At 43.2% G+C, this 25,894-nt stretch carries 33 protein-coding genes and 1 riboswitch; of the genes, 9 read left to right on the top strand and 24 right to left on the bottom strand.

Annotation, left to right across the window (positions count from 1 at the left end; translation table 11 throughout):
- Positions 1 to 18: 18 nt before the first annotated feature.
- The 3 genes from ACSVDE_RS03085 to ACSVDE_RS03075 all read right to left on the bottom strand — a co-directional run bounded on the left by ACSVDE_RS03085 (position 19) and on the right by ACSVDE_RS03075 (position 2,396).
- Positions 19 to 1,083, bottom strand: a complete 1,065-nt coding sequence (locus ACSVDE_RS03085; RefSeq protein ID WP_439299497.1) for a homoserine O-acetyltransferase family protein — start codon at positions 1,081 to 1,083, stop codon at positions 19 to 21.
- Between the two features lie 99 nt (positions 1,084 to 1,182).
- A riboswitch (SAM riboswitch) is annotated at positions 1,183 to 1,300 on the bottom strand.
- A gap of 137 nt (positions 1,301 to 1,437) precedes the next feature.
- Complete coding sequence (locus ACSVDE_RS03080) at positions 1,438 to 1,998, bottom strand: GNAT family N-acetyltransferase (protein ID WP_439299496.1); 561 nt, start codon at positions 1,996 to 1,998, stop codon at positions 1,438 to 1,440.
- Between the two features lie 212 nt (positions 1,999 to 2,210).
- Positions 2,211 to 2,396, bottom strand: a complete 186-nt coding sequence (locus tag ACSVDE_RS03075; protein WP_439299495.1) for a hypothetical protein — start codon at positions 2,394 to 2,396, stop codon at positions 2,211 to 2,213.
- Between the two features lie 210 nt (positions 2,397 to 2,606).
- On the opposite strand from ACSVDE_RS03075, the gene ACSVDE_RS03070 reads away from it, so the two are divergent.
- Positions 2,607 to 3,386: a sulfotransferase family 2 domain-containing protein gene (locus tag ACSVDE_RS03070; protein WP_439299494.1), complete on the top strand. Its 780-nt coding sequence runs from the start codon at positions 2,607 to 2,609 to the stop codon at positions 3,384 to 3,386.
- 40 nt (positions 3,387 to 3,426) lie between these two features.
- Here ACSVDE_RS03070 and ACSVDE_RS03065 read toward each other — a convergent pair whose 3' ends face one another.
- From ACSVDE_RS03065 to ACSVDE_RS03050, 4 genes are all read right to left on the bottom strand, one after another.
- Positions 3,427 to 3,849 (bottom strand): hypothetical protein, encoded by a 423-nt coding sequence (locus ACSVDE_RS03065; RefSeq protein ID WP_439299493.1) that lies wholly within the window; start codon positions 3,847 to 3,849, stop codon positions 3,427 to 3,429.
- Complete coding sequence (locus tag ACSVDE_RS03060) at positions 3,846 to 4,676, bottom strand: TIM barrel protein (RefSeq protein ID WP_439299492.1); 831 nt, start codon at positions 4,674 to 4,676, stop codon at positions 3,846 to 3,848. The genes ACSVDE_RS03065 and ACSVDE_RS03060 overlap by 4 nt, the downstream gene beginning before the upstream one ends.
- A 258-nt stretch (positions 4,677 to 4,934) precedes the next feature.
- The gene (locus ACSVDE_RS03055) at positions 4,935 to 5,468 is read right to left on the bottom strand and encodes a hypothetical protein (RefSeq protein WP_439299491.1); all 534 of its coding nucleotides are present in this window, start codon (positions 5,466 to 5,468) and stop codon (positions 4,935 to 4,937) included.
- A gap of 379 nt (positions 5,469 to 5,847) precedes the next feature.
- Entirely contained in the window at positions 5,848 to 6,867 is a 1,020-nt protein-coding gene (locus ACSVDE_RS03050) for a CotS family spore coat protein (RefSeq protein ID WP_439301920.1), read from the bottom strand.
- 308 nt (positions 6,868 to 7,175) lie between these two features.
- On the opposite strand from ACSVDE_RS03050, the gene ACSVDE_RS03045 reads away from it, so the two are divergent.
- From ACSVDE_RS03045 to ACSVDE_RS03025, 5 genes are all read left to right on the top strand, one after another.
- Positions 7,176 to 8,306, top strand: a complete 1,131-nt coding sequence (locus ACSVDE_RS03045; RefSeq protein WP_439299490.1) for a glycosyltransferase family 4 protein — start codon at positions 7,176 to 7,178, stop codon at positions 8,304 to 8,306.
- A 177-nt stretch (positions 8,307 to 8,483) separates the two neighbouring features.
- Entirely contained in the window at positions 8,484 to 9,548 is a 1,065-nt protein-coding gene (locus tag ACSVDE_RS03040; RefSeq protein ID WP_439301919.1) for a CotS family spore coat protein, read from the top strand.
- Positions 9,541 to 10,008, top strand: coding sequence for a hypothetical protein (locus ACSVDE_RS03035; protein WP_439299489.1), 468 nt, complete (start codon positions 9,541 to 9,543; stop codon positions 10,006 to 10,008). Before ACSVDE_RS03040 ends, ACSVDE_RS03035 begins: the two co-directional genes overlap by 8 nt.
- Positions 10,009 to 10,128: 120 nt before the next feature.
- Positions 10,129 to 10,344 carry a hypothetical protein gene (locus ACSVDE_RS03030; protein WP_439299488.1) on the top strand — a complete coding sequence of 72 codons (216 nt, stop codon included), beginning with the start codon at positions 10,129 to 10,131 and terminating at the stop codon, positions 10,342 to 10,344.
- A gap of 37 nt (positions 10,345 to 10,381) precedes the next feature.
- A complete protein-coding gene (locus tag ACSVDE_RS03025) occupies positions 10,382 to 10,582 on the top strand; it encodes a hypothetical protein (protein ID WP_439299487.1) in 201 nt (66 codons plus the stop codon).
- Positions 10,583 to 10,653: 71 nt separating this feature from the next.
- On the opposite strand, the gene ACSVDE_RS03020 is transcribed toward ACSVDE_RS03025, so the two are convergent.
- Both ACSVDE_RS03020 and ACSVDE_RS03015 read right to left on the bottom strand, forming a co-directional pair.
- The gene (locus tag ACSVDE_RS03020) at positions 10,654 to 11,610 is read right to left on the bottom strand and encodes an NAD-dependent epimerase/dehydratase family protein (protein ID WP_439299486.1); all 957 of its coding nucleotides are present in this window, start codon (positions 11,608 to 11,610) and stop codon (positions 10,654 to 10,656) included.
- Positions 11,607 to 12,890, bottom strand: coding sequence for a UDP-glucose dehydrogenase family protein (locus ACSVDE_RS03015; RefSeq protein WP_439299485.1), 1,284 nt, complete (start codon positions 12,888 to 12,890; stop codon positions 11,607 to 11,609). The genes ACSVDE_RS03020 and ACSVDE_RS03015 overlap by 4 nt, the downstream gene beginning before the upstream one ends.
- Before the next feature lie 174 nt (positions 12,891 to 13,064).
- Between ACSVDE_RS03015 and ACSVDE_RS03010 the strand changes: the two genes are divergently transcribed.
- Positions 13,065 to 13,880, top strand: coding sequence for a UTP--glucose-1-phosphate uridylyltransferase (locus ACSVDE_RS03010; protein ID WP_439299484.1), 816 nt, complete (start codon positions 13,065 to 13,067; stop codon positions 13,878 to 13,880).
- 288 nt (positions 13,881 to 14,168) lie between these two features.
- Here the strand turns inward: ACSVDE_RS03010 and ACSVDE_RS03005 are convergent, their stop codons facing one another.
- From ACSVDE_RS03005 to ACSVDE_RS02995, 3 genes are read right to left on the bottom strand one after another with little or no spacing between them, the layout of a single operon-like run.
- Entirely contained in the window at positions 14,169 to 15,299 is a 1,131-nt protein-coding gene (locus tag ACSVDE_RS03005; RefSeq protein WP_439299483.1) for an MGDG synthase family glycosyltransferase, read from the bottom strand.
- A complete protein-coding gene (locus ACSVDE_RS03000; protein ID WP_439299482.1) occupies positions 15,296 to 15,886 on the bottom strand; it encodes a DedA family protein in 591 nt (196 codons plus the stop codon). Before ACSVDE_RS03000 ends, ACSVDE_RS03005 begins: the two co-directional genes overlap by 4 nt.
- Entirely contained in the window at positions 15,883 to 16,623 is a 741-nt protein-coding gene (locus tag ACSVDE_RS02995; RefSeq protein ID WP_439299481.1) for a polysaccharide deacetylase family protein, read from the bottom strand. Before ACSVDE_RS02995 ends, ACSVDE_RS03000 begins: the two co-directional genes overlap by 4 nt.
- A 260-nt stretch (positions 16,624 to 16,883) precedes the next feature.
- Between ACSVDE_RS02995 and ACSVDE_RS02990 the strand changes: the two genes are divergently transcribed.
- Complete coding sequence (locus tag ACSVDE_RS02990; protein WP_439299480.1) at positions 16,884 to 17,963, top strand: CotH kinase family protein; 1,080 nt, start codon at positions 16,884 to 16,886, stop codon at positions 17,961 to 17,963.
- 21 nt (positions 17,964 to 17,984) lie between these two features.
- Here ACSVDE_RS02990 and ACSVDE_RS02985 read toward each other — a convergent pair whose 3' ends face one another.
- Together ACSVDE_RS02985 and ACSVDE_RS02980 are read right to left on the bottom strand one after the other, a co-directional pair.
- Positions 17,985 to 18,608 (bottom strand): class I SAM-dependent methyltransferase, encoded by a 624-nt coding sequence (locus ACSVDE_RS02985; protein WP_439299479.1) that lies wholly within the window; start codon positions 18,606 to 18,608, stop codon positions 17,985 to 17,987.
- Complete coding sequence (locus ACSVDE_RS02980; protein ID WP_439299478.1) at positions 18,595 to 19,452, bottom strand: alpha/beta fold hydrolase; 858 nt, start codon at positions 19,450 to 19,452, stop codon at positions 18,595 to 18,597. Before ACSVDE_RS02980 ends, ACSVDE_RS02985 begins: the two co-directional genes overlap by 14 nt.
- Positions 19,453 to 19,589: 137 nt before the next feature.
- Between ACSVDE_RS02980 and ACSVDE_RS02975 the strand changes: the two genes are divergently transcribed.
- Positions 19,590 to 20,180, top strand: coding sequence for a hypothetical protein (locus tag ACSVDE_RS02975; protein WP_439299477.1), 591 nt, complete (start codon positions 19,590 to 19,592; stop codon positions 20,178 to 20,180).
- Positions 20,181 to 20,242: 62 nt separating this feature from the next.
- On the opposite strand, the gene ACSVDE_RS02970 is transcribed toward ACSVDE_RS02975, so the two are convergent.
- The 10 genes from ACSVDE_RS02970 to ACSVDE_RS02925 all read right to left on the bottom strand — a co-directional run bounded on the left by ACSVDE_RS02970 (position 20,243) and on the right by ACSVDE_RS02925 (position 25,876).
- Entirely contained in the window at positions 20,243 to 20,665 is a 423-nt protein-coding gene (locus ACSVDE_RS02970) for a DoxX family protein (RefSeq protein WP_439299476.1), read from the bottom strand.
- A 21-nt stretch (positions 20,666 to 20,686) separates the two neighbouring features.
- Positions 20,687 to 21,391 (bottom strand): pirin family protein, encoded by a 705-nt coding sequence (locus tag ACSVDE_RS02965; RefSeq protein ID WP_439301918.1) that lies wholly within the window; start codon positions 21,389 to 21,391, stop codon positions 20,687 to 20,689.
- 180 nt (positions 21,392 to 21,571) lie between these two features.
- Positions 21,572 to 22,420, bottom strand: coding sequence for an alpha/beta fold hydrolase (locus tag ACSVDE_RS02960; RefSeq protein WP_439299475.1), 849 nt, complete (start codon positions 22,418 to 22,420; stop codon positions 21,572 to 21,574).
- A 161-nt stretch (positions 22,421 to 22,581) separates the two neighbouring features.
- Entirely contained in the window at positions 22,582 to 23,085 is a 504-nt protein-coding gene (locus ACSVDE_RS02955) for a DUF4188 domain-containing protein (RefSeq protein ID WP_439299474.1), read from the bottom strand.
- Positions 23,086 to 23,087: 2 nt separating this feature from the next.
- Positions 23,088 to 23,645, bottom strand: coding sequence for a PadR family transcriptional regulator (locus ACSVDE_RS02950; RefSeq protein ID WP_439299473.1), 558 nt, complete (start codon positions 23,643 to 23,645; stop codon positions 23,088 to 23,090).
- Positions 23,646 to 23,948: 303 nt separating this feature from the next.
- A complete protein-coding gene (locus tag ACSVDE_RS02945) occupies positions 23,949 to 24,398 on the bottom strand; it encodes a GNAT family N-acetyltransferase (RefSeq protein ID WP_439299472.1) in 450 nt (149 codons plus the stop codon).
- Positions 24,395 to 24,817 carry an ester cyclase gene (locus ACSVDE_RS02940; protein WP_439299471.1) on the bottom strand — a complete coding sequence of 141 codons (423 nt, stop codon included), beginning with the start codon at positions 24,815 to 24,817 and terminating at the stop codon, positions 24,395 to 24,397. The genes ACSVDE_RS02945 and ACSVDE_RS02940 overlap by 4 nt, the downstream gene beginning before the upstream one ends.
- Before the next feature lie 118 nt (positions 24,818 to 24,935).
- Positions 24,936 to 25,229, bottom strand: coding sequence for a DNA-binding protein (locus ACSVDE_RS02935; protein ID WP_439299470.1), 294 nt, complete (start codon positions 25,227 to 25,229; stop codon positions 24,936 to 24,938).
- A gap of 70 nt (positions 25,230 to 25,299) precedes the next feature.
- Positions 25,300 to 25,641 carry an ASCH domain-containing protein gene (locus ACSVDE_RS02930; RefSeq protein ID WP_439299469.1) on the bottom strand — a complete coding sequence of 114 codons (342 nt, stop codon included), beginning with the start codon at positions 25,639 to 25,641 and terminating at the stop codon, positions 25,300 to 25,302.
- Entirely contained in the window at positions 25,631 to 25,876 is a 246-nt protein-coding gene (locus ACSVDE_RS02925; RefSeq protein WP_439299468.1) for a hypothetical protein, read from the bottom strand. Before ACSVDE_RS02925 ends, ACSVDE_RS02930 begins: the two co-directional genes overlap by 11 nt.
- Positions 25,877 to 25,894 lie beyond the last annotated feature (18 nt).

The following is a 25,894-nucleotide window of genomic DNA, read 5'->3' as shown; positions in this document are numbered from 1 at the left end:
TGAACCTCTCCTTTTCATTTATGCTTGTTTGTGTTGGACCAATGTGTCGAGCTCGGTTAATTTTTCCTGAATGAACCAGCCCCATTTTTCAAATTCGACGAGAAAGCCGTCATGACCGAATTTTGATTTCACCTCGTAAAACTCCGCGTATCCTCCTTCTTGCTGAATCGCTGAAATGAAACCTGCCAATACTTCCGACGGATAGACGAGATCCCGGGTGAATCCGACACCGAAAACCGGAACCTGATACCCGTGGATGACTTGCTCGAGGCCACCTCTTCCCCGGCCGATGTCGTGTGTGTTCATCACATCAAGCAGCGTCAAATAACTGTCTTTGTTGAATCGTTCCTGCAATTTTTCCCCTTGATAACTTAAGTAAGAAGCGATTTCGTACGTTGGAATTCCATCTTCTGCAATGCGCTGGTTTCGGTTGAACCGCTCATTGAAGAGCACATCCGAACGATAGGTCATCATGCCGATCATACGGGCGATGCTCAAGCCTTGGTCCCCTCCGTTCCGGATCGCTTCACCGGAAATATGGTTGAACGCGATGCCGTAGTCGCTTAAGGTTGGCGTCACTGCAATCGGAAACAGCGCATTCACGAACTCCGGATACATGAGTCCCCACTCAAGGACCTGCATGCCCCCAAGTGAACCGCCCATCACACCCTTCAACCGTTTGAACCCTAAGATTTTCAAAGCGACGTATTGGACTTCGACGAGATCCCGGACTGTGAGACGCGGAAAATGCTCCCCGTATGGCTCACCCTTTTTCGGATCCATTGACTGCGGACCGGTCGAGCCGTTGCACCCACCGAGTACATTGAAGGTGATGACCTGGTACTCTGTTGTATCGATATAGCCGCCATCCTCAATCAATCCTTTCCACCAGCCGGGTTCATCCTCTGTTCCCACAGTCAGATGTTGACCGGTCAGTGCGTGGCATACAAGAATCGCTGGGGCATCCCGTGGTCCGCACCGTTCATAAGCGAGTTCCACCTCCACCAGGCTCTCACCCGACTCAAGCGTAAAATTAGGAATCTGCACGATGCCCGTTTTGTAAAAGTTTTTCTGACTACTCACCAAATCGATCCCCCTTTGTCTCAGATTGATTTATGAAGATTCGAGAAACGTAAAAAGCCTCTCTGTATAGACAGAGAGGCAAAGTTAGCGAATTTGTCTCTCTCATCTCCCAAAGCGCATAAACGCCTTGCAGGATTTGGCACCATTTCAAACGTGACGTACGTTTGACGGTTGCCGGGCTTCATCGGGCCAGTCCCTCTGCCTCTCTTGATAAGAGCTTGCATATGAAATTAAGTTTTAAATTATCTGAATCTTAGCACGGTGATTTCAACGTGTCAACATCCAGATTTCAATTTTCCGAGTTGTACATCTATTCCTATTCAGAGTATAGCGAAAAAGTTCCAGCCAATTTTTTTAAACGGATTCTTTCTTCGGAACGATCGCACCTTTCTTGGAACGTAACGTCGTAATGAAACCGTCCAGCACCTCGTTGCTATAGACGAACCCTTTTCTTTTATAAAATTCGAGGGCCTTCTCATTGCCGTTGGAAACGAACACAAAGTAGTCCTCTACTTCCCGGTAGCTGTCGAGCCATTCCATCGACATGTTGAAAAGCTTGGACCCGATGCCGAGATCGCGGTACCCTTCATCGATGTAGAAGTTCGCCAAGCAGCCCACTTCTTCTCCCTCCACCGTATCCAGGTCGAAGAACGTGGCGAAATCCATGTCGTACGTCTCCTTAGGGGCGATGTTGGAATACACGTAAGCCACCGCTTTTCCATCGATCTTCGCGACCACGGTAAAATTATGTGTAGACCGTTGTACGGCAGGAATCATGCGCGATTCGAAGCTCATCGAGTCGAACAGCTCTGGGCGGAAATGCGCCATCGACTTCTGGAACTTCATCAATTTGTTGCAAAGGTCCCTGCAACATTCAATTTCGTCATCTTTGACGATTTCATATGTAATTTCCACTGGATTCACTCCTTTTTCAGCTCAAAACCTCCACTCGGTGGTCGGTTTTGGCACTTTTCGTGGGCGGTTTTGTAAAAAACAGCGTCGGTTTTAGAAAAATCAGGGGTGGTTTTAGAAAAATCCACTCTGGTTTTGCAAAAAATCACTGACGTTTTGTAAAAATGAAGGGTCGTTTTAGAAAAACGACCTACATTATTTTATGTGTGGGCCACCTATTTCTTTTTCACCGACTTCGACTTCGCTGATCCCGTAAACGGATTCATCTCGTACGTTAAGTCTTTACCAGCCGCTTGTTCCTCTTCATGAACTGCTTTTCCAATTGCTGCATAGTACCAGATTCCCGCGCCTAATGCGATGATTCCACCGACAACCGGCACCCAGACAAAGAACTGATCCATGTCGACCTCCTATGTCCTTTTACTCTTTTTCAAAGTTGTATACACTGAACCGCTATAAAACTAGCAGTTCGGCACCTTATACTCTTCTCCTTCTACATGAAAAATCCTCTTCCTAGGTGTGGAATAGGTGTTTCCTCCCATCACACAGGGATAAGGTCGTTCATATGATATATAATCGAGCATTGGACAACCCTTCTGGAGGTACACAATATGACAAGTCATAGTTTTCATAAACGTAAAATTGCGAACCACCTGATTACCCGGCCAATCCCTCTTTTTGATGAAGATTTTCCTATCATATTCTTCTGGAATCCTAAATGTGGATGTACTTCTCTCATAAAATGGTTTTTCTATCAAATCGGGAAGCTACAGGATGCTACGGAATACGATGAAATCATCCATACTTACAGAATGAAAATATTTGAACAACAAGACAACCATACGAATAAAATCCGGAAGCATTTGTTGGATGGGACGAAAGATGTTTATAAACTTGTCCGTGATCCTTATACGAGAGCCGTCAGCTCTTACTTCCATACACTCCGGACCCCGAGCATCATGAACTCGGTTGCTCCAGGCATGGATCAGGGATTGTCGTTCAAACAATTTCTGTATCGTGTTCAAAATATGGGAGTTGAACGTGGTAACATCAACGGGCATATGATACAGCAATATCTTGATGGTGAGAAGATGTTCATCAAGAACTTTATCAAGCTTGAACAATTCGCTCCCTCAATCAAAAAGATAGAGGAAAAGTATCAGCTACCCCCTTCACCGCTGGAGGAAATTATCAAATCTCCTCATCACGTCACCCAGAAGATGAATACCAGCGACAACCGTAACTTTGCCAACATGAGATTATCTAGCCAATCATTTTATCAACCTTTGCCACCATATGAAAATTTCTACGATCAAGATACCTTGCAATTAGTCAGTACAATTTATCAAAAGGATTTCATCAATTATGGGTACGACCTCAAAAAGATCTAAAGAAAAAGAGCTGATATGAAGTCAGCTCTTTTCTCATGATTTAACGTCCTGATGAAGTGCTAAAGTGCGTTTCTTCCCCGTTTTTGAAAATCGCAAGACGATCATAATCTCTGTCGAATTGGACTTCATAGATCATCCTGTTATCTAGCTCTTTGTTTTTATCTTCTGTTGTAGTTTGTTCCTCATAATAAATGTTCAAGGTATCGCCTTCTGGATCAACTTCGAAGTTACTGAAGCTTGAGGCTGCTTCACCTTGTTTCACGTTCCACCCGTTCAAAAATACATATATTCTTTCCCCTTGATCTTGAAAAAGGTAAATCCCATTCTCATCTTGTTCATTGAGAAAAAATGAGCTGATTTCTTTATCCAATTCATCCATTTTGACTTCCTTATGGACCAACTCGTTTTGACTACACCCTGCTGATAGAAGGAACACAACCAACATCACAAGTATTTTCTTCATCTTGAGATCTCCTGTTCTTGAGGAGCGATCGACTTCACCCATTCGAATCCTTCTTTTACAAAAGACGCACTTGGATCGGTATGCGGTGTGTGCTCAAATACAAACCGCAGCCCTTCAATACTCGCCAGATACTTCAGCAAAGGCTTTAGTGTGTACAACTCTCCTTCATAAGATGGATGTACCATCGTCCAAATGTACTTGTCACCGTGAAAAGTCACATTATGAATATGCGCGACAGCGATATGTTTTTCCCACTTTTTTATGTAATCGAGTGCGGATTCACCTTTTGCCATCAGGTAATCCCCAATGTCGATACAGAGCTTCAGACCATACGTGGACCACGTCTGCTCTGAAAATTGATGTAAATATTCGATGCCTGCAGTTGACCTGTTCAATCCAAGTTTCGGTTCACATACAATCGGCAGCTGATATCGTTCTTGGATAGTGCTTAATTTCTGAAGACCTTCCTCAATGCGCTCGTTGGCGTCTCCATCATTCTCCCCTTTAAAAAATGGAAAATGGACGAGCAGATACTCCGCACCTAGCGACGACAAGCGCTCCGCTTCCTCTTCAAGCCTTTTCCAGGCAAACGACGGATCGTGGACGACTTTTTCCAAAAGATCGTATTTACTATCCTGTCGAAACACTGGTGAATGAACACCAAAGCTTGCCCGATGTTTTTTACAAGTTTGCAAGAACAATTGAAAGTCTTCTTCCTTCGCAAATTCGCCAATTTCAATATGTTCGATTCCCTTCCAGAACAGATCCTCAAATCGATCTGGATCAGATAAGATGGTACTTCCGGATACTGCATAAGTCAAAGCCAAACTAAAACCCCCAATGAACAGCTATATTTCTACCATAAACATTTCATTATGAGCTCTTCATTTTCCTTCTATGAATTTGAGAAGTACATAAACGCAAAAAAGCATCCAACAGCGGATGCTCATAAGCGATTTCGTATAAAAAACTGGAAGAACTCCGCCCGAGTGGTTGGAGTCCTTGTGCTAGATATTAGAGCCCACTCTGAGCATAGTTGGAAAAAAGGCAGGGTGTTTGTCCATTTTCGCAAAACGAAAAAAGGATTACCAGCGCTTTTTCTTCTTTTTCTTGCAACGGCAAGTAAGCGGGTACGGAGAAGTCAAGATGTGTGTGTAAGAATCTACTGCATAGCCTTTAGAGCATTTGCATTTCTTGTGCTTCTTATGGCTCTTTTTGTGGTGGTGGCTGGATTTTTTACCTGAAGATCCTGAAGATCCTGAAGAACCATACGGATCATTGTACATGTACTTTTCGTTTCCATGTTTGCTTGCTTTCTTGTAAGCTTCAGATACCTTCTTGCAGCTTTTCTTACCTTTAGAATGTTTTTTGCCGGAAGATTTACCAGAGGACTTGCCTGAAGATTTGCCTGAGGACTTTCCAGAGGATTTACCAGAAGATTTGCCTTTACTGCATTTTCCAGATGACTTTCCGGATGATTTTCCAGAAGATTTACCGGAAGACTTACCAGAGCTCTTTCCTGAAGACTTTTTCTTCTCCTTTTTGTCATACTCAATTTCTACATGTTCTTCTTTTTCGGAGCTAGAAGAACATACGTAAATCTTTTCATTACTTTCCATTAAGATTTCCTCCTATTTTAGATGTGAAAGCTTGTACTTGCATTATATGTAGGGCGTGAGGAAACGTTATGGTCATCCGTTTAAATCTTCATCCAATTCGTATGAAAGACTAGTAAACACCCATATTTTCCATATCACTGGACTGAAGAAAAAGAGAATAGAGTACGAGACATCGTATAACAAACATAGGCCTTTTATCTTAATTGACGTAATAATCCGTTCAAATGATCAGAATACGCACTGAAATGAACAGAATAAGCAGTGAAATGCACAGATTCATCCTCAGATGACCAAAAAAAGCGTCCAAATGACCAGAATACACCTCCAAATAACAAGAAAAGGAGCGAACGACTAAGTTCACTCCTTCAAATCCTCTTTTTTATCCTAGATCCGAAATGATCCGGTTGATTTCAGTGACTTTCGCCCGCTCGAACTGCATCGCGATGGCCAATTCATCTTCCAGCACTTCATTTTTCTTTCCATACTTTTCGCGGGTAATTTCATGTAATTCATACGGAAACAGCATGTCAGTGAGCATGACCTTTTTCTGATCGACAGATAATGGATTGACTGACTCGTAGCCTTTCAGCATATGGTTGATGACATCGTCATTCCATACGCCTGTATCACCCATTGAAGGTATGATCATTTTACGTAAGTCCCGGATCGGTAAGTCGAATGTCGTTGTATCCAAGTCGATGACCCAAACTTCGTCATTCGCCAAAAGGGTATTCCCTGTTCCATAGTCCTGGTGGCATAGATTCGGTCTTGCCTTACACTGTGCGACCCACTCCGGATAATGAGAGTCTTGTAACTTCAGTAGCGTCTCTTCTCCAAAATCTATGAAATAATCAATCTCCTGCACATATAACTTGGAAAAAGGATCCTCAGGCGTCTTTTCCGCAAGCATCTTCCATGAGCGCATTTGCTGGCACCTTTTCACATAGTGGTTCGGCCATCTACCGAGCTTCGTAAAAATTGGGATTCCACTAGGCGGCACATAACCGACAGAATCCAAATGGTAGTTTGCAAGACCTTTCATGATCCATTCCATGTCCTCGGGTAGCGTGATGTCGAAGGTACGTCCTTCTACCCAATCATATAAGACGAAAAGGAACGGTCCCTGTTTCGCATACAGGCTACCCTGTTTCGTCGGTATGATCCCGGGTACTCTCGCACCTTTTTTCGCTAGATAATTCTGTGCATTGATGGAAAACAACGACTTCTTCTCAGGACGGTTCATCCTCTTCAAACAGCGCGGACCATCATCCGTCATGATCTTCCATACCAATGCCATCTGCCCGCCCTGGATCAGTTCGATACCTTGTACATTCACATCCCAGTGAACGATCAGCTTTTCTGCCAACCGCTGCAGACTCTCCAGCATCTCGGGGGTCATATCGGGGTTTGCCTCGGTCTCCTCGACCTCTTCTGTTTCCTCTACCCATTCTCTTTCATTGTTTTCTTCAAACTCTGAATTACGAGTTGCCATTCTTTCACCTTCCTATTGCTTAACATTCTCTTATTATGTGTATGGCGGAATAGAAGATATGTCCTAGTTACTCGTCCATCCCTTGCAAATAGGGCGGTTGATTCAGTAGATTCGCCTTTTTTGCATTCCGATTTAAGGATTTTGCACAAAGACTCGTCTAGCTTCGTAACATGAAGAGAACCTAAAAAAATTGGAAAAGCTTTGGAGGAAAGAGAATGAAAATAGCTTTAATTGCGACAGAAAAATTGCCTGTTCCTGCAATTAGAGGTGGAGCGATACAAATATACATCGAATCTGTTGCACCGATCATGGCAAAAAGACATGAAGTCACCGTGTATTCGATCCAAGACCCGAAATTACCGCATAAAGAAAATGTACAAGGGGTCCAGTACGTTCGGTTCGAAAGTGAGAACTTCTTAGATGGAATCATCCAACATATGAAGGAAGAAAGACACGATGTCGTTCATGTTTGCAACCGTCCACACTGGATCAACATTTTACATGACAAAGTTCCTGGACCGAAGTATATCTTGAGTGTCCATAATGAAATGTTTGCGGACGGTAAGATTGAACCAGAAGACGGAGAACGCTGTATTTCGACCGTTTCGAGAATCGTCACAGTCAGTGACTTCATCGGACGTACGATCACGGAACGATTTCCGAGTGCGGATGGAAAAGTGAAAACCGTCTACAGCGGTGTGGATCTGGATAGCTACCACCCAAAATGGACAAGTGAAGGGCGAAAAATCCGAAACCGTATGAGAGAGAGTCTAGGAATTGAAGGGAAGAATGTCATCCTTTTCGTAGGAAGGTTAAGTAAGGTAAAAGGACCTCATATCCTCATCCAATCCTTACCTGAAATCATCAAACAGCATCCGGATACGTATTTGGTATTCGTCGGATCGAAATGGTTCGGAGATGATTTCGTCAACAACTATGTCAAGTATCTATATCGACTTGGAACGTTGCACATGGATAACGTGAAATTCATCAAATTCGTTGAACCTTCCGATATCCCGAACTACTATTCCATGGCCGATGTTTTCGTATGCTGTTCGCAATGGCGTGAGCCGCTGGCACGCGTACACTATGAAGCTATGGCTGCTGGTCTCCCGATCATCACGACCAACCGGGGCGGGAATAAAGAGGTCATCCAGACGGGTGGCAACGGTTATGCCATCGACAATTTCGATGATCCGTTCGAGTATTCGAAGCACATCAATAAGTTGCTGGATAGTCGATCTCTATGTGAAAAGATCGGTAAAAAAGGTCGTTCCATCGCTGAAGAATCTTTCGGATTCGAACGAGTGGCACGACAGCTTCAACAAGTATATGGAAACGCTTAACCTTAAAAAACACGACTACGATAAAAACGAAAGGATGGGACTTGAATGGAGAATGAACAACTCCGACACGATTTCATCGAGGAAATCGATGAAGAACAACTTGAAAAAGCGATAGAAGAACTTGAAGAAGATGATGGCCAGAATCTTCTCGAAGAACTGCCCGATGAAGAAGAGGAAATGTCTTCTCAGTTAAAAGACGTCAATCAATATGCCGAGCGCGTATTAAGATATTACCCGATCAAGGTGAATGGAATCAAACTCAAATCCAGCAAAAGCGGACGTACGAAATGGATCGTGGATACCGATCAAGGAAAAATGGTGCTGAAACAAGCCATCATGCCACCCGGAAGAATGCTTTTCATCAGCAACGCACACGAGCACCTTCAGGAGAACGGCGTTCCAATCGCAAAAATCATCAAAACCAAAGGCGGGGGCCTCTGTGTAGCCGCGGATGACCATGCATTCATCCTTTATGAACACCATGAAGGTAAAGAAGTGCTGTATTACAGTCGGAACCATTTGAAAAAAATCATGGAATTCATGGCAGACTTCCACATCAAATCGAAAGGATTCCATCCGATTGAAGGAACGAAGAAACGACGTCGAGTCGGAAAATGGGAAAAGCTTTATCGCTGGAAGCTTCAAGAATTGGAAGGATTCAAAAAGCTCGCCCAGAACTATCAGACCGATCCATTTTCTGAACTGTTCCTTCAACATGTCGATCAAATGCTGGAACTAGGCAGACAATCTTTAGAAGAACTCGACCATGCGGAATTCGAAAGCTGGACGAAAGATGTCATTGAATCGAAGATGTTCTGTCAACAGGACTTCACTTTGGCTCGATTGATCTTGAAAGACGATGAAATTTTCATGAGTGAACTTCATTCCGTCAACCACGATCTCCCTTCTCGAGATTTGAGATTGTTCCTGACTAAGGTCATGAAGAAGCAACACGTATGGGACAGCCAGCTATGTTGCGAAATGTTGAGAGCTTACGACCGCAAAAACCCACTCACAAAAGGGAATTACAAAGTCCTCTGGACCGATCTGAAATTCCCGCACCTCTTCTGCGCGATCATCCACAAATATTATTTAAGCCAAAAGAAAGCCTGGTCCGATGAAAAATATTTAGCAGCGCTGAAAAATACGATCGCGGTCGAAACGACAAAAATGGATTTCATCCACCAGTTCGATGACATGGTCGAACGCATCAAATTAGAAGGAGCGAAGGACAATGAGTAAACACATTGATATTCCAGTCGTCGATCTCGAGGAATTCGTGTTCTCCCCACCTGGTGCAATGGGTTGGAGTGAATCCGAATATCAAAGAGTGATGGACGAAGAACCGGATGCTTCAATGACCAACTTCTCCAACCTCTATAACATCCGAAAAGAATCCAAGCAATTGAATGTACTCCCACCTGTCGGAGAGATCGATTTAGAAGAAACGTATACCATCGAACAAGAAGAAACGCACAAAGAACCTATTCATGAACCTGTCTTGGAAGAAGTACCACAACTCGAAGAAACAGAAGTGGAAGAAACGGAAGAGATTGAAGAAGAGGAAAAAGAACTTGTGGCACCACACAAAATTCCGGAAGTGGTCCTCAATTACAAATTGAAGGTCAAGAAGTTGTCGACGACCCCATCTCTCAACAACAAAAAGAATGTGAAACAAAGCAGCATCTTCGCAAGAGGGTAAGCTTCAGTATATCTCGATTTGAAATTCTTCCCCCTCGTTCAGCACGTACCCAAACAAATGATAGGAAACCCCATATCTTAATGGTAGTAAGATTAACTCAATAAAAAGGAGGAGTATGTCTTGTTTCGTAATAATGATGAAGTTTTGGCTCTTATTACAAACTGTTTGAGCAAGAAAACTTTCTCAGAAATTGAAGTCAAGATCAAGATGCCGAATGGAGACGAAGTGGAGATCGAATTGCAAGGGGATTCTTTACCGAAAGGAAAACCTTCAAAGCCTTGGGTTTCGAATGAAGTGTTAGTGAAGAGGATCAACTCTGCCCCTTCCCTACGCTAAGGAATTCAGATCACCCGAATAGAAGGAGGGGTATAAAGTGTCAAAACACAAAAACCGGTTGTTACAAGAATTAGCCGAGTGTTTATCGGGACATCCCGGTTCTAAGATCAGCATTAAATTCAAGCATCATAGTGGAGACGATATCGAATTGTTCCATGACGTCATCGAGCTGGACGATGAAGATGATGAGGAACTGGATGATGATTTTGACGATGAAGAAGGTTTTGGTGACGAATAATTCGTCCATCAAATAAAGGATGAAGGGGCTGACGTACGTGTCGTGAGAGCCCCTTTTTACATTGTCACCATTTAAGGCAACTTCAGGTTATACAGTTTCAACAAGTCATCAAGCTCATGCTTCAACCCTTCCTTCAAACTTGTTGAAGGATTGTAGCCGAGTAATTGCTGTGCAGTGGAAATGTCTGCCCACGTATGTTTCGGTTCCCCTTTGGCATCTGGGCCAAATTGTAAGGTCGCTTTTTTGCCGACGAGTTCCTCCATGATCGAGATGACCTCCAAGATCGTTGCATTCTCTTTTCCACCGATATTCATCGTCTTTCCGATGCAAGCATCACAATCGAGCACAGCTGCTGTTCCTTTTACACAATCCTCAATGTAGGTAAAGTCCCTGCTCTGCTTCCCATCCCCGTTGATCGTTATCGGTTGGTTTTCCAGCATCTGTTTGATGAATATATGGAAAGCCATGTCTGGCCGTTGTCTCGGCCCGTACACCGTGAAATACCGTAAAATTGCAATCGGAATCTGCCAGCTTTTGTGGTACGCATGACACAAGTACTCCCCTGTCAGCTTCGTAATGCCATACGGTGAGAGTGGATCGGGCTTCAAATCCTCAGACACTTTCCCATGCTTTTCACCATACACAGACGAGGTAGAGATATAGATGAATTTTTTGATCGGTAAACCTTTACTGGCTTCTAGTAAGCGTTGCGTCGCCAGGATATTGTTCTGTACATATTCTGTGAACTCGTTCCCCCAGCTCGACCGGACACCCGGCATCCCTGCAAGATGATACACAACATCGATTTCTTGTAAAATCGGTTTCAATTCGTCCGTCGCCAGATCGACGGGTAAACATTGAAAGCGAGGATGATTGACGAGATAGCTCAAGTTTCGATTCTTGATCTCAGGCTCGTAATTGTTTGTCAATTTATCAATACCGACAATGTAGTGATTAGGATCTCGAAGCAAATATTCACTTAGATGAGAGCCAACAAATCCGGCAGCCCCGGTGATGAGAATCTTCAATGCCTGCCCACTCCCAAGTATTGAAACCCGTATTGGTGCGCAACTTCCGGATCAAGGACATTTCGTCCGTCCAAAATCACACTGCCTTTCATATTCTGCTTCACTTTGTTCCAGTCGACATTTTGGTGAAACTCTTCCCATTCGGTTACAAGGATGAGTGCATCGCAATTTTTGACGGATTCATATAGATCATCCAGTTGTCGGAAGGAAGGATGGTTCAGGACGGCAACAGGATCATATCCTTGCACTTCACATTTGTGCTCGGAAAGACGCTCCAGTAAGCGGATTGCCGGTGAGTGCCGTGTATCATCCGTCCCTGGTTTGAACGCGAGCCCCCATAAAGCAATTCTGGCGGTTGAGAGATCCGGTATGGAATCCTGTAATTTTTCAAGGTAATAATCGACCTGCGTATCATTCACTTTTTGCACAGCATGAAGTAGATAGGGTACGACTTGTTTGCTGATGGCTGAGAATGTCAATGTCGTCAGGTCCTTCGGAAAGCATGAACCTCCATACCCGATACCGGCATTTAAAAAATGTGGGCCGATTCGAGGGTCTGTGCCCAAAGCTTTGGAGATGGTTTTGATGTCCACATCGAATGCGTCACTAATTCGTGCCAACTCATTTATGAAGGAAATTTTAGTGGCCAAAAACGCATTGGAAGCATATTTGATCAATTCCGCTCCATTCAGATTCGTCACGATATATAACGTATCAAGCCCCTTATACAATTGTTTGACGGTATCGACCATCTTCTCATTCGTCGTCCCAACGACGATTTTATCGGGGTTCAGCATATCTTTAATGGCTGTCCCCTCTTTCAGGAATTCTGGATTCGAAACGAGATCGAACAGATCAGGTCGGACGCCTTTTTGAATGAGTGTCCTGTTCATCCATTCATTCGTGCCCACAGGAACGGTGCTTTTGGTGATGATGATTTTATAAGAATTAATGCTGTTGGCAAGATCCTCAATAACACTTTCCACATAAGACAAATCAGTCGTTTGATCCGGTCGTAATGGTGTCCCGACGGCAATCATGATGATTTCGTTCTGTTGAATGGCTTTCTGGACTTCCGTGGTGAATGACAACGTCCCTTTTTTCGCATTTTCTTGTATCAGTTCTTCCAGTCCCGGTTCATAAATCGGAACCTTTCCATCGTTCAATGTTTTGACTTTATTCTGATCTAGGTCTACACAGGTGACGTGATGACCAAGTTGTGCAAGAACTGCACCAGTGGTGAGGCCGACATAACCAGAGCCAATTATACATACGTTCATTCAGATCATCCTTTGCTAACGGCTCTTATATCGTATTAACCATTTCAGCGTACGTGCATCGGTACAAACATGGACAATTGAAAAATAGGCAATCGGACATTTTGTCTCCCTTTAAGCACGTACTTGTTTACATAGGAATAAATAATAAAAGTATGATATTTAGGGGGAGGAATATTGATTAAAAAAGCGATCATCCCAGCAGCTGGTTATGGTACCCGGAGTCTTCCGGTTACAAAGGTCATCCCGAAAGAAATGTTCCCGATCGGTGGCAAACCAGCCATTCATTATATTGTAGAAGAAGCGATCCAATCAGGAATCGAAGAAATATTGATCGTCGTTTCCAAATGGAAAAACATCATCGTCGATTATTTCGACGCTTCTCTTGAATTGGAAGCGTTTTTAGAAAAGAACAATAAACTGCATCTATTGAAATATACAGAGATGCCTGACGTTCATATCCAATATGTCCGCCAGCCTTATTCGAGGGGATTGGGAGATGCGATCTTACTCGGAAAGCGGTTCGTCGGCAATGAACCTTTTGCTGTGTTGCTCCCGGACGACATCATCATCAACGCCAAAACTCCCGCTCTTTCTCAACTTGTGGAAACATATAACTCCACAAACGCAAGTGTCATCGGACTGAATCAAGTCAGTCCGGAGCTCGTCAAGAAGTACGGCGTTATCGATGGAACCCCTGTGTCCTCGAACGTTTACAAGCTCAACGGGATCGTTGAGAAGCCTCAAAGCAATCCTCCATCCAACCTGGCTGTCATCGGCAGATACCTTTTTGATCCTGCTATTTTTTCTTTTTTAGAACAGGTGACACCAGATCAATCCAATGAAATACAGTTGACTGAAGCGATATCAAAAATGCTTGGTGGGCATGATTGTTACGGGGAATTGATTGATGGGGACCGATTTGATATCGGAAGCGATGATGAATATACGGAACTGGTGAAGAAATTTACTCATCCTAAGGGAAAAAAGTAAGCCGCCTTTGTCGGCGGCTTCTATCATTATTGAAGAGTGGACGTGGGTTGAAAGGGTCATTCGTGCATTTCGGCTTATACTCCAGATTTCGAAATTATAAACCCAAATCGTCAAATTATAATCCAAAATCGGGATTTATAATCCAAATCCCGAAATTATAATCCAAATCCCGAAATTATAATCCAAATCCGGAATTTATAATCCAAATCTCGAAATTATAATCCAAAACAAAAAGAGGCTGAGATTAAAAGGACATTGCACTTCCTTTTGAATCAGCCTCTTTTTACCTTAACCTGGTTGAACACTGAGCATCGGTGGTGTTTCAATCAGCTTGACGATTTCGTTCTTCGGACAGCTTTCTTTCGAATCCAGATAGTCGTCCATGCGCTGGAAAATCTGCTTGCGGCGCCATCTATTTTCCAATACGTGCGCAATGTTCTCTTCAAAATTGTCCGCTTCAATCGGTATGATCAGCTGTTTTTCACTTAAGCCCTTCAGGTTGTATTGTTCCTGACCGGGGAGTGCTGAATGAACGAAAATCAACAGCCTCTTCTTCAATGCTTCACTGATCGTGATGCCTCCAGGCTTCGTAATAATCGCATCAGCTTGCTCATATAAACGGTTCATCTCGCCACGACTCTCGATATACGGTCTGGGCTCGATATGCGCGACACCCCATGATTTCAGTTCCTTGTAGAGCTTTTCATTTTTACCGCATAAGACCGTGTAGCGATATCGGGAGTCAGAGCGAACGGGTTTCAAATATTCGAGTATGCTTCCGACCCCACTGCTGCCGCCAGCGAGCAGTATGTGCTTTTTCTCAGATGGTCGTCGTACTGTATATGAAACGATGTCCTCACTCGTCGGTATGCCTGTAATCACGATTTGATCTTCAGCAACCCCATGGTTCATCATCAGATCTCGTTTCATCAGCTCATCATTGACAAGATGGAGATCGATGCCTTCCTTCCCCCAGATGCCGTTGATGAAAAAGTCCGTATACACGTTAACGGTCGGAACATCGACGCGATGGTCCTTTTTCAACCGGTTCAGAATACTGGATGGAAAACAATGCGTACAAACGATCAAGTCGGGTTGTTCCTCTTCAATCAATTCGAGCATTTTCGCTTCAAATCGGAGCAACTGCACATAATCGAGTGGCATTGCGATCTGTTGATTCCGAGTTTCATACATGAAGTGCTTGTACACCCAATGATACGTTTTCGGGAGGGAGTTGATCCACTTCAAATACATCTTTCCGATTGTCTTTTCCAGCGTCTCATTCCAATAGCTGAGGAAATCGATTTTCTTACACTCGATTTCATCCTCGGAATTCCGAATGGATTCGATCAGCGCATCTGCCACTTGATGATGACCTGATGGCATTTGGAACAACGGCAGGAACAGTATTTTCTTCATGCTTCGCTCCCTCCTCTCCATCTCCACTTTTTCACCAAAACAACCCCGACGAATACAACGAGTGCAAGGACACTTAACCATGGTAAAAATTGCAGCGGAATCCGATCGCCGATCCAGAAACCGACCATAATGTAACCTATTGTCCAAAGGGCACTACTGATGAGTCCAAGAACGGTGTAGACACCGATCGGGTAGCTGCTTGTTCCGGCAACGTACGGAGCAATCTGTCTGAACCCAGGAACGAACATGCTGAACAGGATGGTCACTTTCCCGTATTCATGGAACTTCCTGCTGACTTTTCCCCACAGATCAGGCGTGATTTTCACATAATGCCCATATCGTTGGATGAACGGTACGCCGAAATAACGGCCGATGGCGTAAGAAACGGCTAGCCCTAAGATGGTCCCGGTGAACGCACTGAATAACGTCCAGCTGAGCATCAAATGGAACTGAGCTGCCAGCATGCCAATCAACACCATAAACGTTTCTTCCGGTGCAGGAATGCCGACGATTCCACAGAACAACGTTAACAGAATGATCCAATATCCATATGTCTCAAGTGCAATCATCACATTGTCAAAACTCATAGTATCCTCTTCTTCTGTTCCTTTTGTAATGATTTCCTATCAAGGTGTTCGTCCAGGTTGACGCATTTATAGCCTTTATTCAACGCTTCTGGCAAGAAACGTTTCAGAGCTTGAATCGTGCTTTCAGGTGCAGTCATATCCGCTGTTCGGTTCGATCCATCATCATGTAAAAGATAGATTTCCCCGTCGGACAAACGGTCGAGCATCTTTTCCTTCAGCTGACCAGGGTCTTGCACTTTCCAGTCTTGAAAAATCGAAGACCATAGCACCAATGTATATTCCTTTGCATAGTGGAAGGTAAACCAGTTCAGGCGACCATATGGCGGTCGATAATAGACGGGTCTAATTCCGGTTGTTTCTTCAATCAAATCTGCGGATCTCTCAATCTCTTTTTTCAAAGCAAAAGGTGTCAGGTACCAGCTGTCAGTATGCGTATAATGATGAACCCCGACCTGATGTCCTTCTGCCACCATCCGTTTTACCATTTCAGGATGTTCTTTCACATGATCAGCTACGACAAAAAAGGTCGCTTTACAATCATATCGTTTCAATAGTTCCAACAATTGCGGTGTATATTGCGGGTTTGGCCCGTCATCAAACGTCAATGCAAGTGTCTTTTCCTGATGTCCTTTTTTAATCATGCCAATGGATGATGTGCGGAACAGCACCGTAGGAACGACTCCATAAAGGAGAAATGCGCACAAACCTACGACAAAAATCCACAAAATGATATCCATTTCTACTTCACCTTCATACATTTGATAAATACTTTCACAATCATAACACATCCATCACAGGTGGCTGTTGAAAAAGCTACAACCTCCCTGATTCTACCAAATTCGAGCTTGTTCGGGAAGTGAGTTTAATAGCTCCAAGGTAAAATTTGTGCGTTCCCCTCAAACTTCCTGAATTCCTTTGTTCCCCTTACAAACGACCATACACTCCCTCTCAAAATACATATAGTGATAGGAGGAAATAAAACGTAAAGGAAGATTGGATGAGTAACAAGCTCCCCTCTTTTTATATAGATCTTGATCGATTCGACTGGAAAGCGATGAGGAACAATTTTTGGTCGGATGAGCTGTATGATGCGACCTTGACTGCACATAACCAAGAACACGATATCGGGTTTGCCTTTCGTGGTAACCATACCCGTAAAGTGGAAAAGAAATCATATGAATGTATTTTCCCTTTGGTGACCCAAGGAATTAAAGAGTTGCATTTGAATGCTGAATTCTACGATAAATCGTTGATCCGGAACAAATTGTCTTTTGAATTTTTCTCAGATCTAGGCGTACTTGCCCCAAAGTCTGAGCATATCACCCTGACCATCAACGATCGATTTAAAGGTGTTTACTTGCAAATCGAATCTGTAGACCGGTTCTTCTTGAAAATCAGAAATCTACCTAGTGGTGCAATCTTTTATGCAGAAAATGATAACGCGAATTTTTCATTGATGAGTCCGATCCGGAATGAACTGAAACGGAGACTGGATTCAGGATATAGCTGTAAAGAAGGAAATGAAGAGGATAAAGAAGCTTTGAGGGATCTCGTCTATCAGATCAATACGATTGAGAGTTCGAGATTCGAAAAGGACATTCAGGACTATGTCGATGTAGATCGATACTTGCGCTGGTTAGCAGGCGTTGTTTGTACGCAGAACTATGACGGATTCATCCATAACTATGCGTTGTATAAGCGGAGCGATACGGGTTTATACGAGATGATACCGTGGGATTACGATGCTACATGGGGTCGCGATATTCACGGAGATATCATGGAATTCGACTATACGCCGATCACCGGATTCAACACGTTGACTGGCCGAATCATAGATACACCCGCTTTCCGCGAACGCTACTACCACTTGATGAAGGATATCCTGGATCGAGAATTTACGGAAGAATATCAACGACCAAGAATCGAAGCGATGTATGAGAGCATTGCGCCTTATGTGGAAAAAGACCCCTTTCTGCAAGATACACTCCATCATTTTTACGATGAACCAACCGTTATCTACAACTATATCAACGGACGTAACCGATTCTTACGTGAACAATTGAACCAATTGAAATAAAGGCGTTTCATGGAACGCCTTTTAATTTTTTCGTAAAATGACCGACTGGAAGTGGAATGGTCCTCCGACGAGCTCTTTCGGTACAACATTGAAGTATTCGATCTGGAAGATTTCTGATAGGACTTCTTTCAGGTCCTCGTCCTGGAAAAACGAAAAGAACCGTTTCGGCTCGTGGAAATCGCCTTCCCAAACGCCTTCTGAATCCTGACCGCCATAAACACCCATGTAAAAAAGACCACCCGGCTTCATCACTCTTTTGATCTCTTTTAACACGGAAGGCAAATCGGATTTCGGAATATGAAGAAGACAATTCAGAGCCCAAACGGCATCAAACTTCTCGTCCGGAATCTCCAGGTTGTCGAAGCTCATCACCTCTGCATCAAGGCCTTTTTCACGGCAGATTCGAACCGATTCAGGTGAGAGGTCGGTACTTAACGTCTTTAGACCTTGTTGTTGGAAAAACAGACTGTCTCTCCCAGGTCCTGCGCCGACTTCAAGTAATGTCTGCTTTTCTTCGTTTTGGAGATGTGTTAGGAAGACATCCCGCTCAGCGACCTTCCAATCTTGTGTCGGACTCTCATTTCGTGCATCGGACTGTTGATCATATGCTGTGGCTAAATTCTTTTTGATTTCACTGTACAACATCTGCATTCTCCTCGATCCATTTAATGATTTCTTTTGCTACATCCTCCGGACAGTCCCAGTGGACGTTGTGTTTTGTATTCTCAATTCCTATAACATTCAGATCGTTAATTTTCTCATATATGCTCTTTATGGCTGCACTTCTTGTAGGGTCCTTTTCCGGTTGGGTCGCATGGAACAACAACACAGGACAATGAATGTATTGATATGTCGTCGAACAAGGTTCTGAGTAAAATGCTCTTATGGTTGAGATGACACTGAATACGTCTGCCTTCAAATGATATTTCCCATTCACCTCACGAAAGTTTGACCTGATGAGATGATTAAACGAGGCATCCAATGCACCTGTCGTATAATCCTGATAAGTATTGAGAACCCCATTCCAATCTTTGTATCTCGCGGATTCCATGTATGCTTTCCAAGCTTCAAGTGCTTGTTCTTCTGATAGGTTTACGTTTTCCGGGAACATGTAACCCCCATCAATTAATACAACTCCCCTCACCATGCTCGGGAATTCTTTTGCAAAGTGAAGCGCAAGATCACCACCCCACGAATGACCGATTATGGAAAATGGTTCTGTTGTGATGGTCTCGACAACTCGATTGAGCTTATCGACCATTGTGGAAAACCGATAATCCCTCTCCTTTGTAAAAGGATCCGTATCACCATGGCCTGGAAGATCCAAAAGAATCAGGTGAAACTTCTTATTGAGAAATTCCGTAAGTTGAACAAAAGAAAAAGAATCACTCGTCAATCCATGAAGACAAAGGATTTTCGGGTTCTGAGGATTTCCGGATTCATAACCGTAGAACGTGTGACCGTCTATTGTTCTTGTGAAATCTCTCATAACGTCTCCTCCATTTTTAAACTTCCACTCTGTTGTATACGAGATTTGAAGTTGGTATTCCTGCTTTTCATCGCTTTTAACGACTGTTGGGAGACTGGATTTCATGATACACTGTTTGTTGGTTTGGAGGAATGATTATGGAAGAACCCCCGTTAAATATACATAACACCTATGTGATCGAAGAAGGCGCATTTACTACTCGGCAAATCCGGTATTGTTCGGTGGATGGTGAGCTTGTATTTCAGATAGAGGATACGAAGAAATCCATCAGTGAGCGGATCTTGAAGGTCATCCCCCTTTATTCATTGTTGAGCTCAATAAGAAGATCTCATTTTATCTCAACCGCACCCGATCGGGAGCAGCCACTTTTTCATGTGGAAAAGAAACCAGGATTTACGGAGCACTATCGGGTTTATGATGAAAATGGTGATTTCGTAGCACAAATTCGAAGTGCCTCGAAGTGGAAATTCCAACTTGATGTGGGTGTCTACGAAGAACACCTTGGTACCATTGAAGGCGGAAGTGGTTGGTGGACGTTTGACTCTCCGGAAGGATCCCGCTATTTAGATTACAAACAAAACAGTTATTTACCTGAATATAAAACCAAGAATCCTTTGACAGGCCCAAATGTAGCCAAAATCTCAAACACCTCATCCAAAACACTTTCAATCGTAACCCACGCGATTCCTTTTATAATTGAAGAATTCACCCAAAGACAAAGTTCATAAGGAACGACTCACTATTCAACAAGAAAAAAACACCGGGAACGAATTTCCCGGTGTTCTCCTATTTATGCAGTTTCTTTCAGTTCCTTGTTCTCTTTGTTGAAAAGGACTTGGTCTAGGGCGAAGAGCTTACTGCCGCTTACTGCAAGGTAGATCGTCATCGCTAACAGCGCGAGATCAAATTCATATCCTGCCATCTCCCCATTCCCTGTGAATCCGACTGAAAGTTTTACCGTAAAGATTGCTCCTACCATGATCAGACCGAGCAAGATGGATACAATCCGAGTAGCAAAGCCGATGATCAACGCAATCCCTCCGACAAGCTCAATCACAGCAACCACATAAGCAAGAAATCCGGGCAGGCCGATACTACTGAACCATCCAGCAGTATTCTCCAGTCCTCCCTGGAACTTTCCGAGTCCATGTACAAAGAAAATGATTCCTAACGTAATACGTAAAATGACTGCTCCGATTTCACTGGTGTTCATTTTGTCATTCCTCCTTTTTCATTATGGTAAATCAATCAACATGAAACGCGCGCCAGATTCCGAGACAAGTGCCAATTCATCCAACTCTGTGATGCGTGCAGAATCTCGGTTGTTTAAGATGGCTTCCTCATTCACTGCCACATCTCCTTCAATGACGAATAGGAATATCCGACGATTTTCACCTGGTGCAAAAGTAATCTTTTTCCCTTTTTCAAGTTCGGATAGGTAGATGGTCAAATCCTGATTGATGTTTGCAACGTCATCATTCGAAGCGTTTTTGCTTACAACCGGCAGCAGCTGGTTCTTCATTTTTTCCACATCGAAATTCGTTTGTTCGTATGATGGTGTAACGCCTGCGACCTCGGGCTCGAACCACATTTGCAGGAAGTTCACCTTCTCCGTTGCAGACGGGTTCATTTCTGAGTGAACTACACCGGTACCGGCAGACATGCGTTGTACACCACCGAAAGTGGTTGTCGCTGTATGACCGCCATTGTCTTCGTGCTGCAGATGTCCGTCGAGAACGATCGATACGATCTCCATTTCCTTGTGCGGATGAGCACCGAAACCTCTCATCGGTTCTACGATGTCATCATTCAATACCCGCATCGGTCCGAAATTCATGTTCTTTGGATCAAAATACTCCGCAAACGAAAAACTGAAGTTGCTTTTCAACCAGCCATGATCGGCTGTGTATCTGGAATCTGCTGGATAAACTTTAATCATCATGATTGCCTCCTCATAGTTATCTTGAATTCGAGATATTAGGGTAAAAAAATCTAGTGGACCTTTAAGAAATTATCTCGAATCCGAGATATATTGTATAACTTGCAGTCTTGACTTGTCAACACTCCATATAAAAGAAGACCTCACTTTAAATGTGAAGTCCCCTATCGTACAATTATTTTACTGTAAAAAAGCAATAGAAACGAGGCTCGATTCGACTGGATGAGAAAGCATCAACAAGTGATCAGACTTATTGATCTGTGTAATTTGCAAGTCCGACATGATCCTCTTGTATTCGAAAAGATCGATTTCATTTGAATCACGGAACTCTTTCGGTAAAATCAATTGATCCGCCAAAATCAGAAGGATCGGCGCTTTAACTTTGGATGCGACATCCTTTCTGAAGTTCATCGACGCAACATCCTCAAGATACCCTCTCAGAGCATCATCCGGCGTTTTATGGACGAAAACCCCTTCCTCAGTCTGTTCAAAACAGATTTTGTGAGCGTTCTTAATAAGGGGAATGACATCTCTCGTTACTTCGACTCCTGCCAGCTTCATCTCTTTGATATGTTCACTCAAGTGGCTGTCCAGCTCCCGCTCTGTTTTGAAAGTCGGCTGCGACAGATCGCCTTCGACTGAGTCCACTTCGTAATAACCGCCATCCAACAAAATCACACGATCGACTTTTTCAGGGTAATGGAGCGCAAAATACTGAGCGACCCAACAAAAATAAGAACCAGCGACAATGGAGACGAACTCGATTTTCAAATCTTCCAACACGAGCAAAAGATCCTTTGATGCCTGTTCAAGTGTGTAAGGGCCTTCTACAAGCGAGTCCCCGTGCCCTCTGAAGTCCAAGGCAATACAGCGATATTGACCCGCGAACTGCTCAATCATCTTCTCATAAGATTCTTTTGTTTCTCCCAATCCATGTAAAAACACGACCACCGGAAGGTTCACCTCAGCTGTATCTATAAAAGAGATTCCGTCGACATAAGAAATATTTTTCGTCAATGAATTGGTCATCTGATCTCTCTCCTTTTTTCGAGGATATGTAACCCTTCGAGAAATGGATTAGTTTTCCTTTAACCTTTTTGTAAAAAATGTCGCTGATGAATACTGAGGACTTTCGAAGTGTATTGAAAAAGCGACCTCACTCTATCGTGAGATCGCAGGCTGTATGTGGGTTAGGAATGGACATGCTCTTTCTTCGTTTTCGTTCGAAGTCTTTCGCTTGCTGTTTTAGTCGAGTGACTCACCGGCTTCAGTCCTAATGCTTTTGCTAATCCGAACTTCGGCATGTTCCCATAGATTGATTCAAATTGATTCGGCTTGATCAGATACGTTTCGTGATAAATGCCGACCGCTTCATTTTTACCCACTTTCTTGTTGAAGTCATTCCATGCTTTCAGATGCTTCTGGCCTCGGGAATACTTCATCAAATCCTCTTCCGTTTCCCAATACTGTACCATGAGGGTCGTTCGTAAGTTGAAAAAATTCTCCATCGTCAGGAATCCTAACTGTTTATTCGTGTATAGCTCTTTGATCATTGGTGGCATCGCGAGAAAGACGGGTAGCCATTTGTGGATGGCCCACCATTTGTTGATTCGCATGCCAATCAGAAACACCACGAACTCATCCGAACCGCTTGTTTCAACCGTATACCTTCCTTGAAGAATCTCCTTCGCCATCCTTACTCCTCCTTAAGGTTTAATATGGTTTGTTTCGTTTTCACACACCAGTCCATTGCCGCTTCTGTCGTACACAGTCCATAATCCAAAGTAATGATCCAAAATGGTGCATCTCCTTCATTGCATAAATCGGATAAAATCATCTCTTTAATCCCTGCATATGTGTTGTATCTCTCGTTGAGTTTTTTGTGGTATGTGTCCAGTAAATCAATCGTAGTGGATGTTTGTTGATGACGGCTGAAAAACAGCTTCAAAAGCAGGTCGTTCTTTTCAGAAGGCAGTTCTTGGATGGGTTGCTGGAGCCAGTTTCGTAGGGTTTCTTCTCCTGTTGGTGTAATAAAGTATTCTTTTTTGTCTGGCTTTCCTTCTTGAGAGGAAAGCTTCACGTCCGCAAATCCTTGATCTACGAGCCGTTTCAATGTCGGGTAGATTTGTCCGTAGCTGATTTTCCAAAAATGATTCAGGCTACCGTCGATCATCTTCTTCATCGCGTATCCGGTATGATATCCCGTAGTCAACAGTCCGAGAATGGCATATTGCGTGTAGTTTTCTTTAGCCATTGTACACCTCATTAGTAATGTATCTTTTTGATACATATCTATTTGATATATACTGTAACAACTTTACACTCGTAAGTAAACCTTTTAGTTGAAAAAATGGTCCCGGATCTTTTTGTAGGGAGGAGGATTGCACTGTTTTCAATACCGATGAGAAATGATGAACCCAGATTCGTGATTTATAATCCAAATCCAAGAATTATAATCCAAAACCTCATTCTATACTGAAAAATTTCCGATACGATCGGAAATCTCCTCATTAAGAAAAAGACCCCGAAGGTACTTCCTTCAGGGTCTCCCTTAAACTTATAACGTTTTAACGACGGCCATTTCTTTTCCAAAGCGATCGCCATGGTCGACAAATCCAAGGCTTTCATACAATTGGTGAGCCCCTTTGTTCTCTGGATGATAGCCAACGACGATTTTCTTCGCATCCGGTAGCTTTGCCATTTCACCGAGCATCAATTCAGTTGCAATTTTCCCGATACCTTTTCGCTGATACGCTTCATCGAGCATGATTCGGTAGATCCAGTAGCCATCGAGCTCTTCTTTTTCACTATTGAACATCAAGAAACCGACGACTTTTTCACCATAATAGATCGCAAAAGCTTTCAAAGAGGGTTCAAATTTCGTCTGTGCAATGGAGACTGCATTCGATTCCATGTAAGCTTCTTGATCCTTTGTTAAGGTTAACTGACAGCATTCATACCAATTTTCTTCATTCAATTCTACGATTTCTACTTCGTTGTTTTTCATGTGTTGACTCCTTTTGCTTGTAGTGGCCGTAATTGATCCAATACGTGAAGGTCGCTCATTTCACACCAGATCTCTTGGATCCGACCTTCTTCAAACCGGATGATCATCAACCCGGTTTCTTTTACACGCTGGTCGGTAGACGGAATGTCCAACCACCCACCCTTGTACGTCATGTGACCTGTGTATCGGACTACAGCCTTTTCTCCACTTTCAAAATAATCCTCAATGATCCACTCATCATCAACGAAAACATTTCTGAACCATCCCATGAAGTCGGCAATGAATTCTTCTTGCCCGTTGAAGGCATGATTTGGAACATGCACGATTAAATCTGAATGAGTAATTTCTTTTAAACTATGTACATCCCCTTTGGTAAAAACCTCGCTGAACCATTTCTTGACGATATGTATGTGTTGCATAGGATCACTCCTTGGACTAAGGTTACTACCACCTTCTCCTTCTGTTGAAGGACCCCTTCCAAAAGAAGCGAATGGTCATAAAAAGGACATACTTTTATCTAGTGGATGTTAATTGAGATTAATGATCCCCTAGTTCAGTCATCCACTTCATTACTTTTTTCCGCGGATAATATATATTCCCATTCAATCGGATGTGTGGAATATCCGGGTATTCTTGGATTAATGCTTTCGCATCTTCTTTCGAAACTCCAATATGATGATGAATCTGGTCTTCCTTTACAAAGTTATCAGAATCCGATGAATCAAGGCTATCCATCAAACTTTTGCCATTTGGATTTTTGAAGTTCTTCAGCCCTTCTCCAATAAAAAAAGCAGCCCCGACCAGACCGAGCCCAATCCACATTAAATCCATTCCAATTCCCCCATGATTGTTGTTATGTTCCTTTTATACGTTTTGAAAAATTAGAAGTTTCAGGTGAGCACTATGTTACACGAACCTCAATGGCCAGTACTCCATATTGCTTCTCTTGCTCAGGTGTATAAATTTCATAAGTTCCGTCTACTAATTCTTGAAGTGTCCAGCCTGCGCATCCCATTTTTGAGTAAGGGAGATCTTCGTATAATTCATTGAAAGTTTGATAGTGTTTCAGCTTAATAACATCCACTTGCAATGTCTCATCCTGATCTGGCAGTTTTGTAAACTCGATTGTGTCCCCGATTTGAATACGTCTTCTCTTCTCATCATTCAACCGGATTTCAATCGTCTTATGTCCAGACTCCATCAAATCAAAATACTCTTCATACAAGCTCATCTTATGTAACATGTTCATCTCTCCCGTTCGCCTGTTCCTGCAAATAATGCTCGTATGCTTCAACGTGTTTTTCTTTATCGGGTACGAGTACGTCCATTTTCTTCTTCAACTTAAGTATTTGATATAGTCCGTAGAGGATGCTGCCAAAAACAAGCCCGAATGCGAGAATTCCTCCTATTAATGGCCCCATGCTCATGAGCACGAATCCTAATATACTGGCTAACACAATAAAAATAGGTAAGTACATCTCATCCCCTCCCCCAAA

It is taken from the genome of Pseudalkalibacillus sp. Hm43 (genome assembly GCF_051842935.1).
Taxonomy (GTDB): Bacteria; Bacillota; Bacilli; order Bacillales; family Fictibacillaceae; genus Pseudalkalibacillus.
The sequence above is the reverse complement of the archived record's forward strand: the minus strand, read 5'-3'. Positions and strand labels throughout refer to the sequence as shown.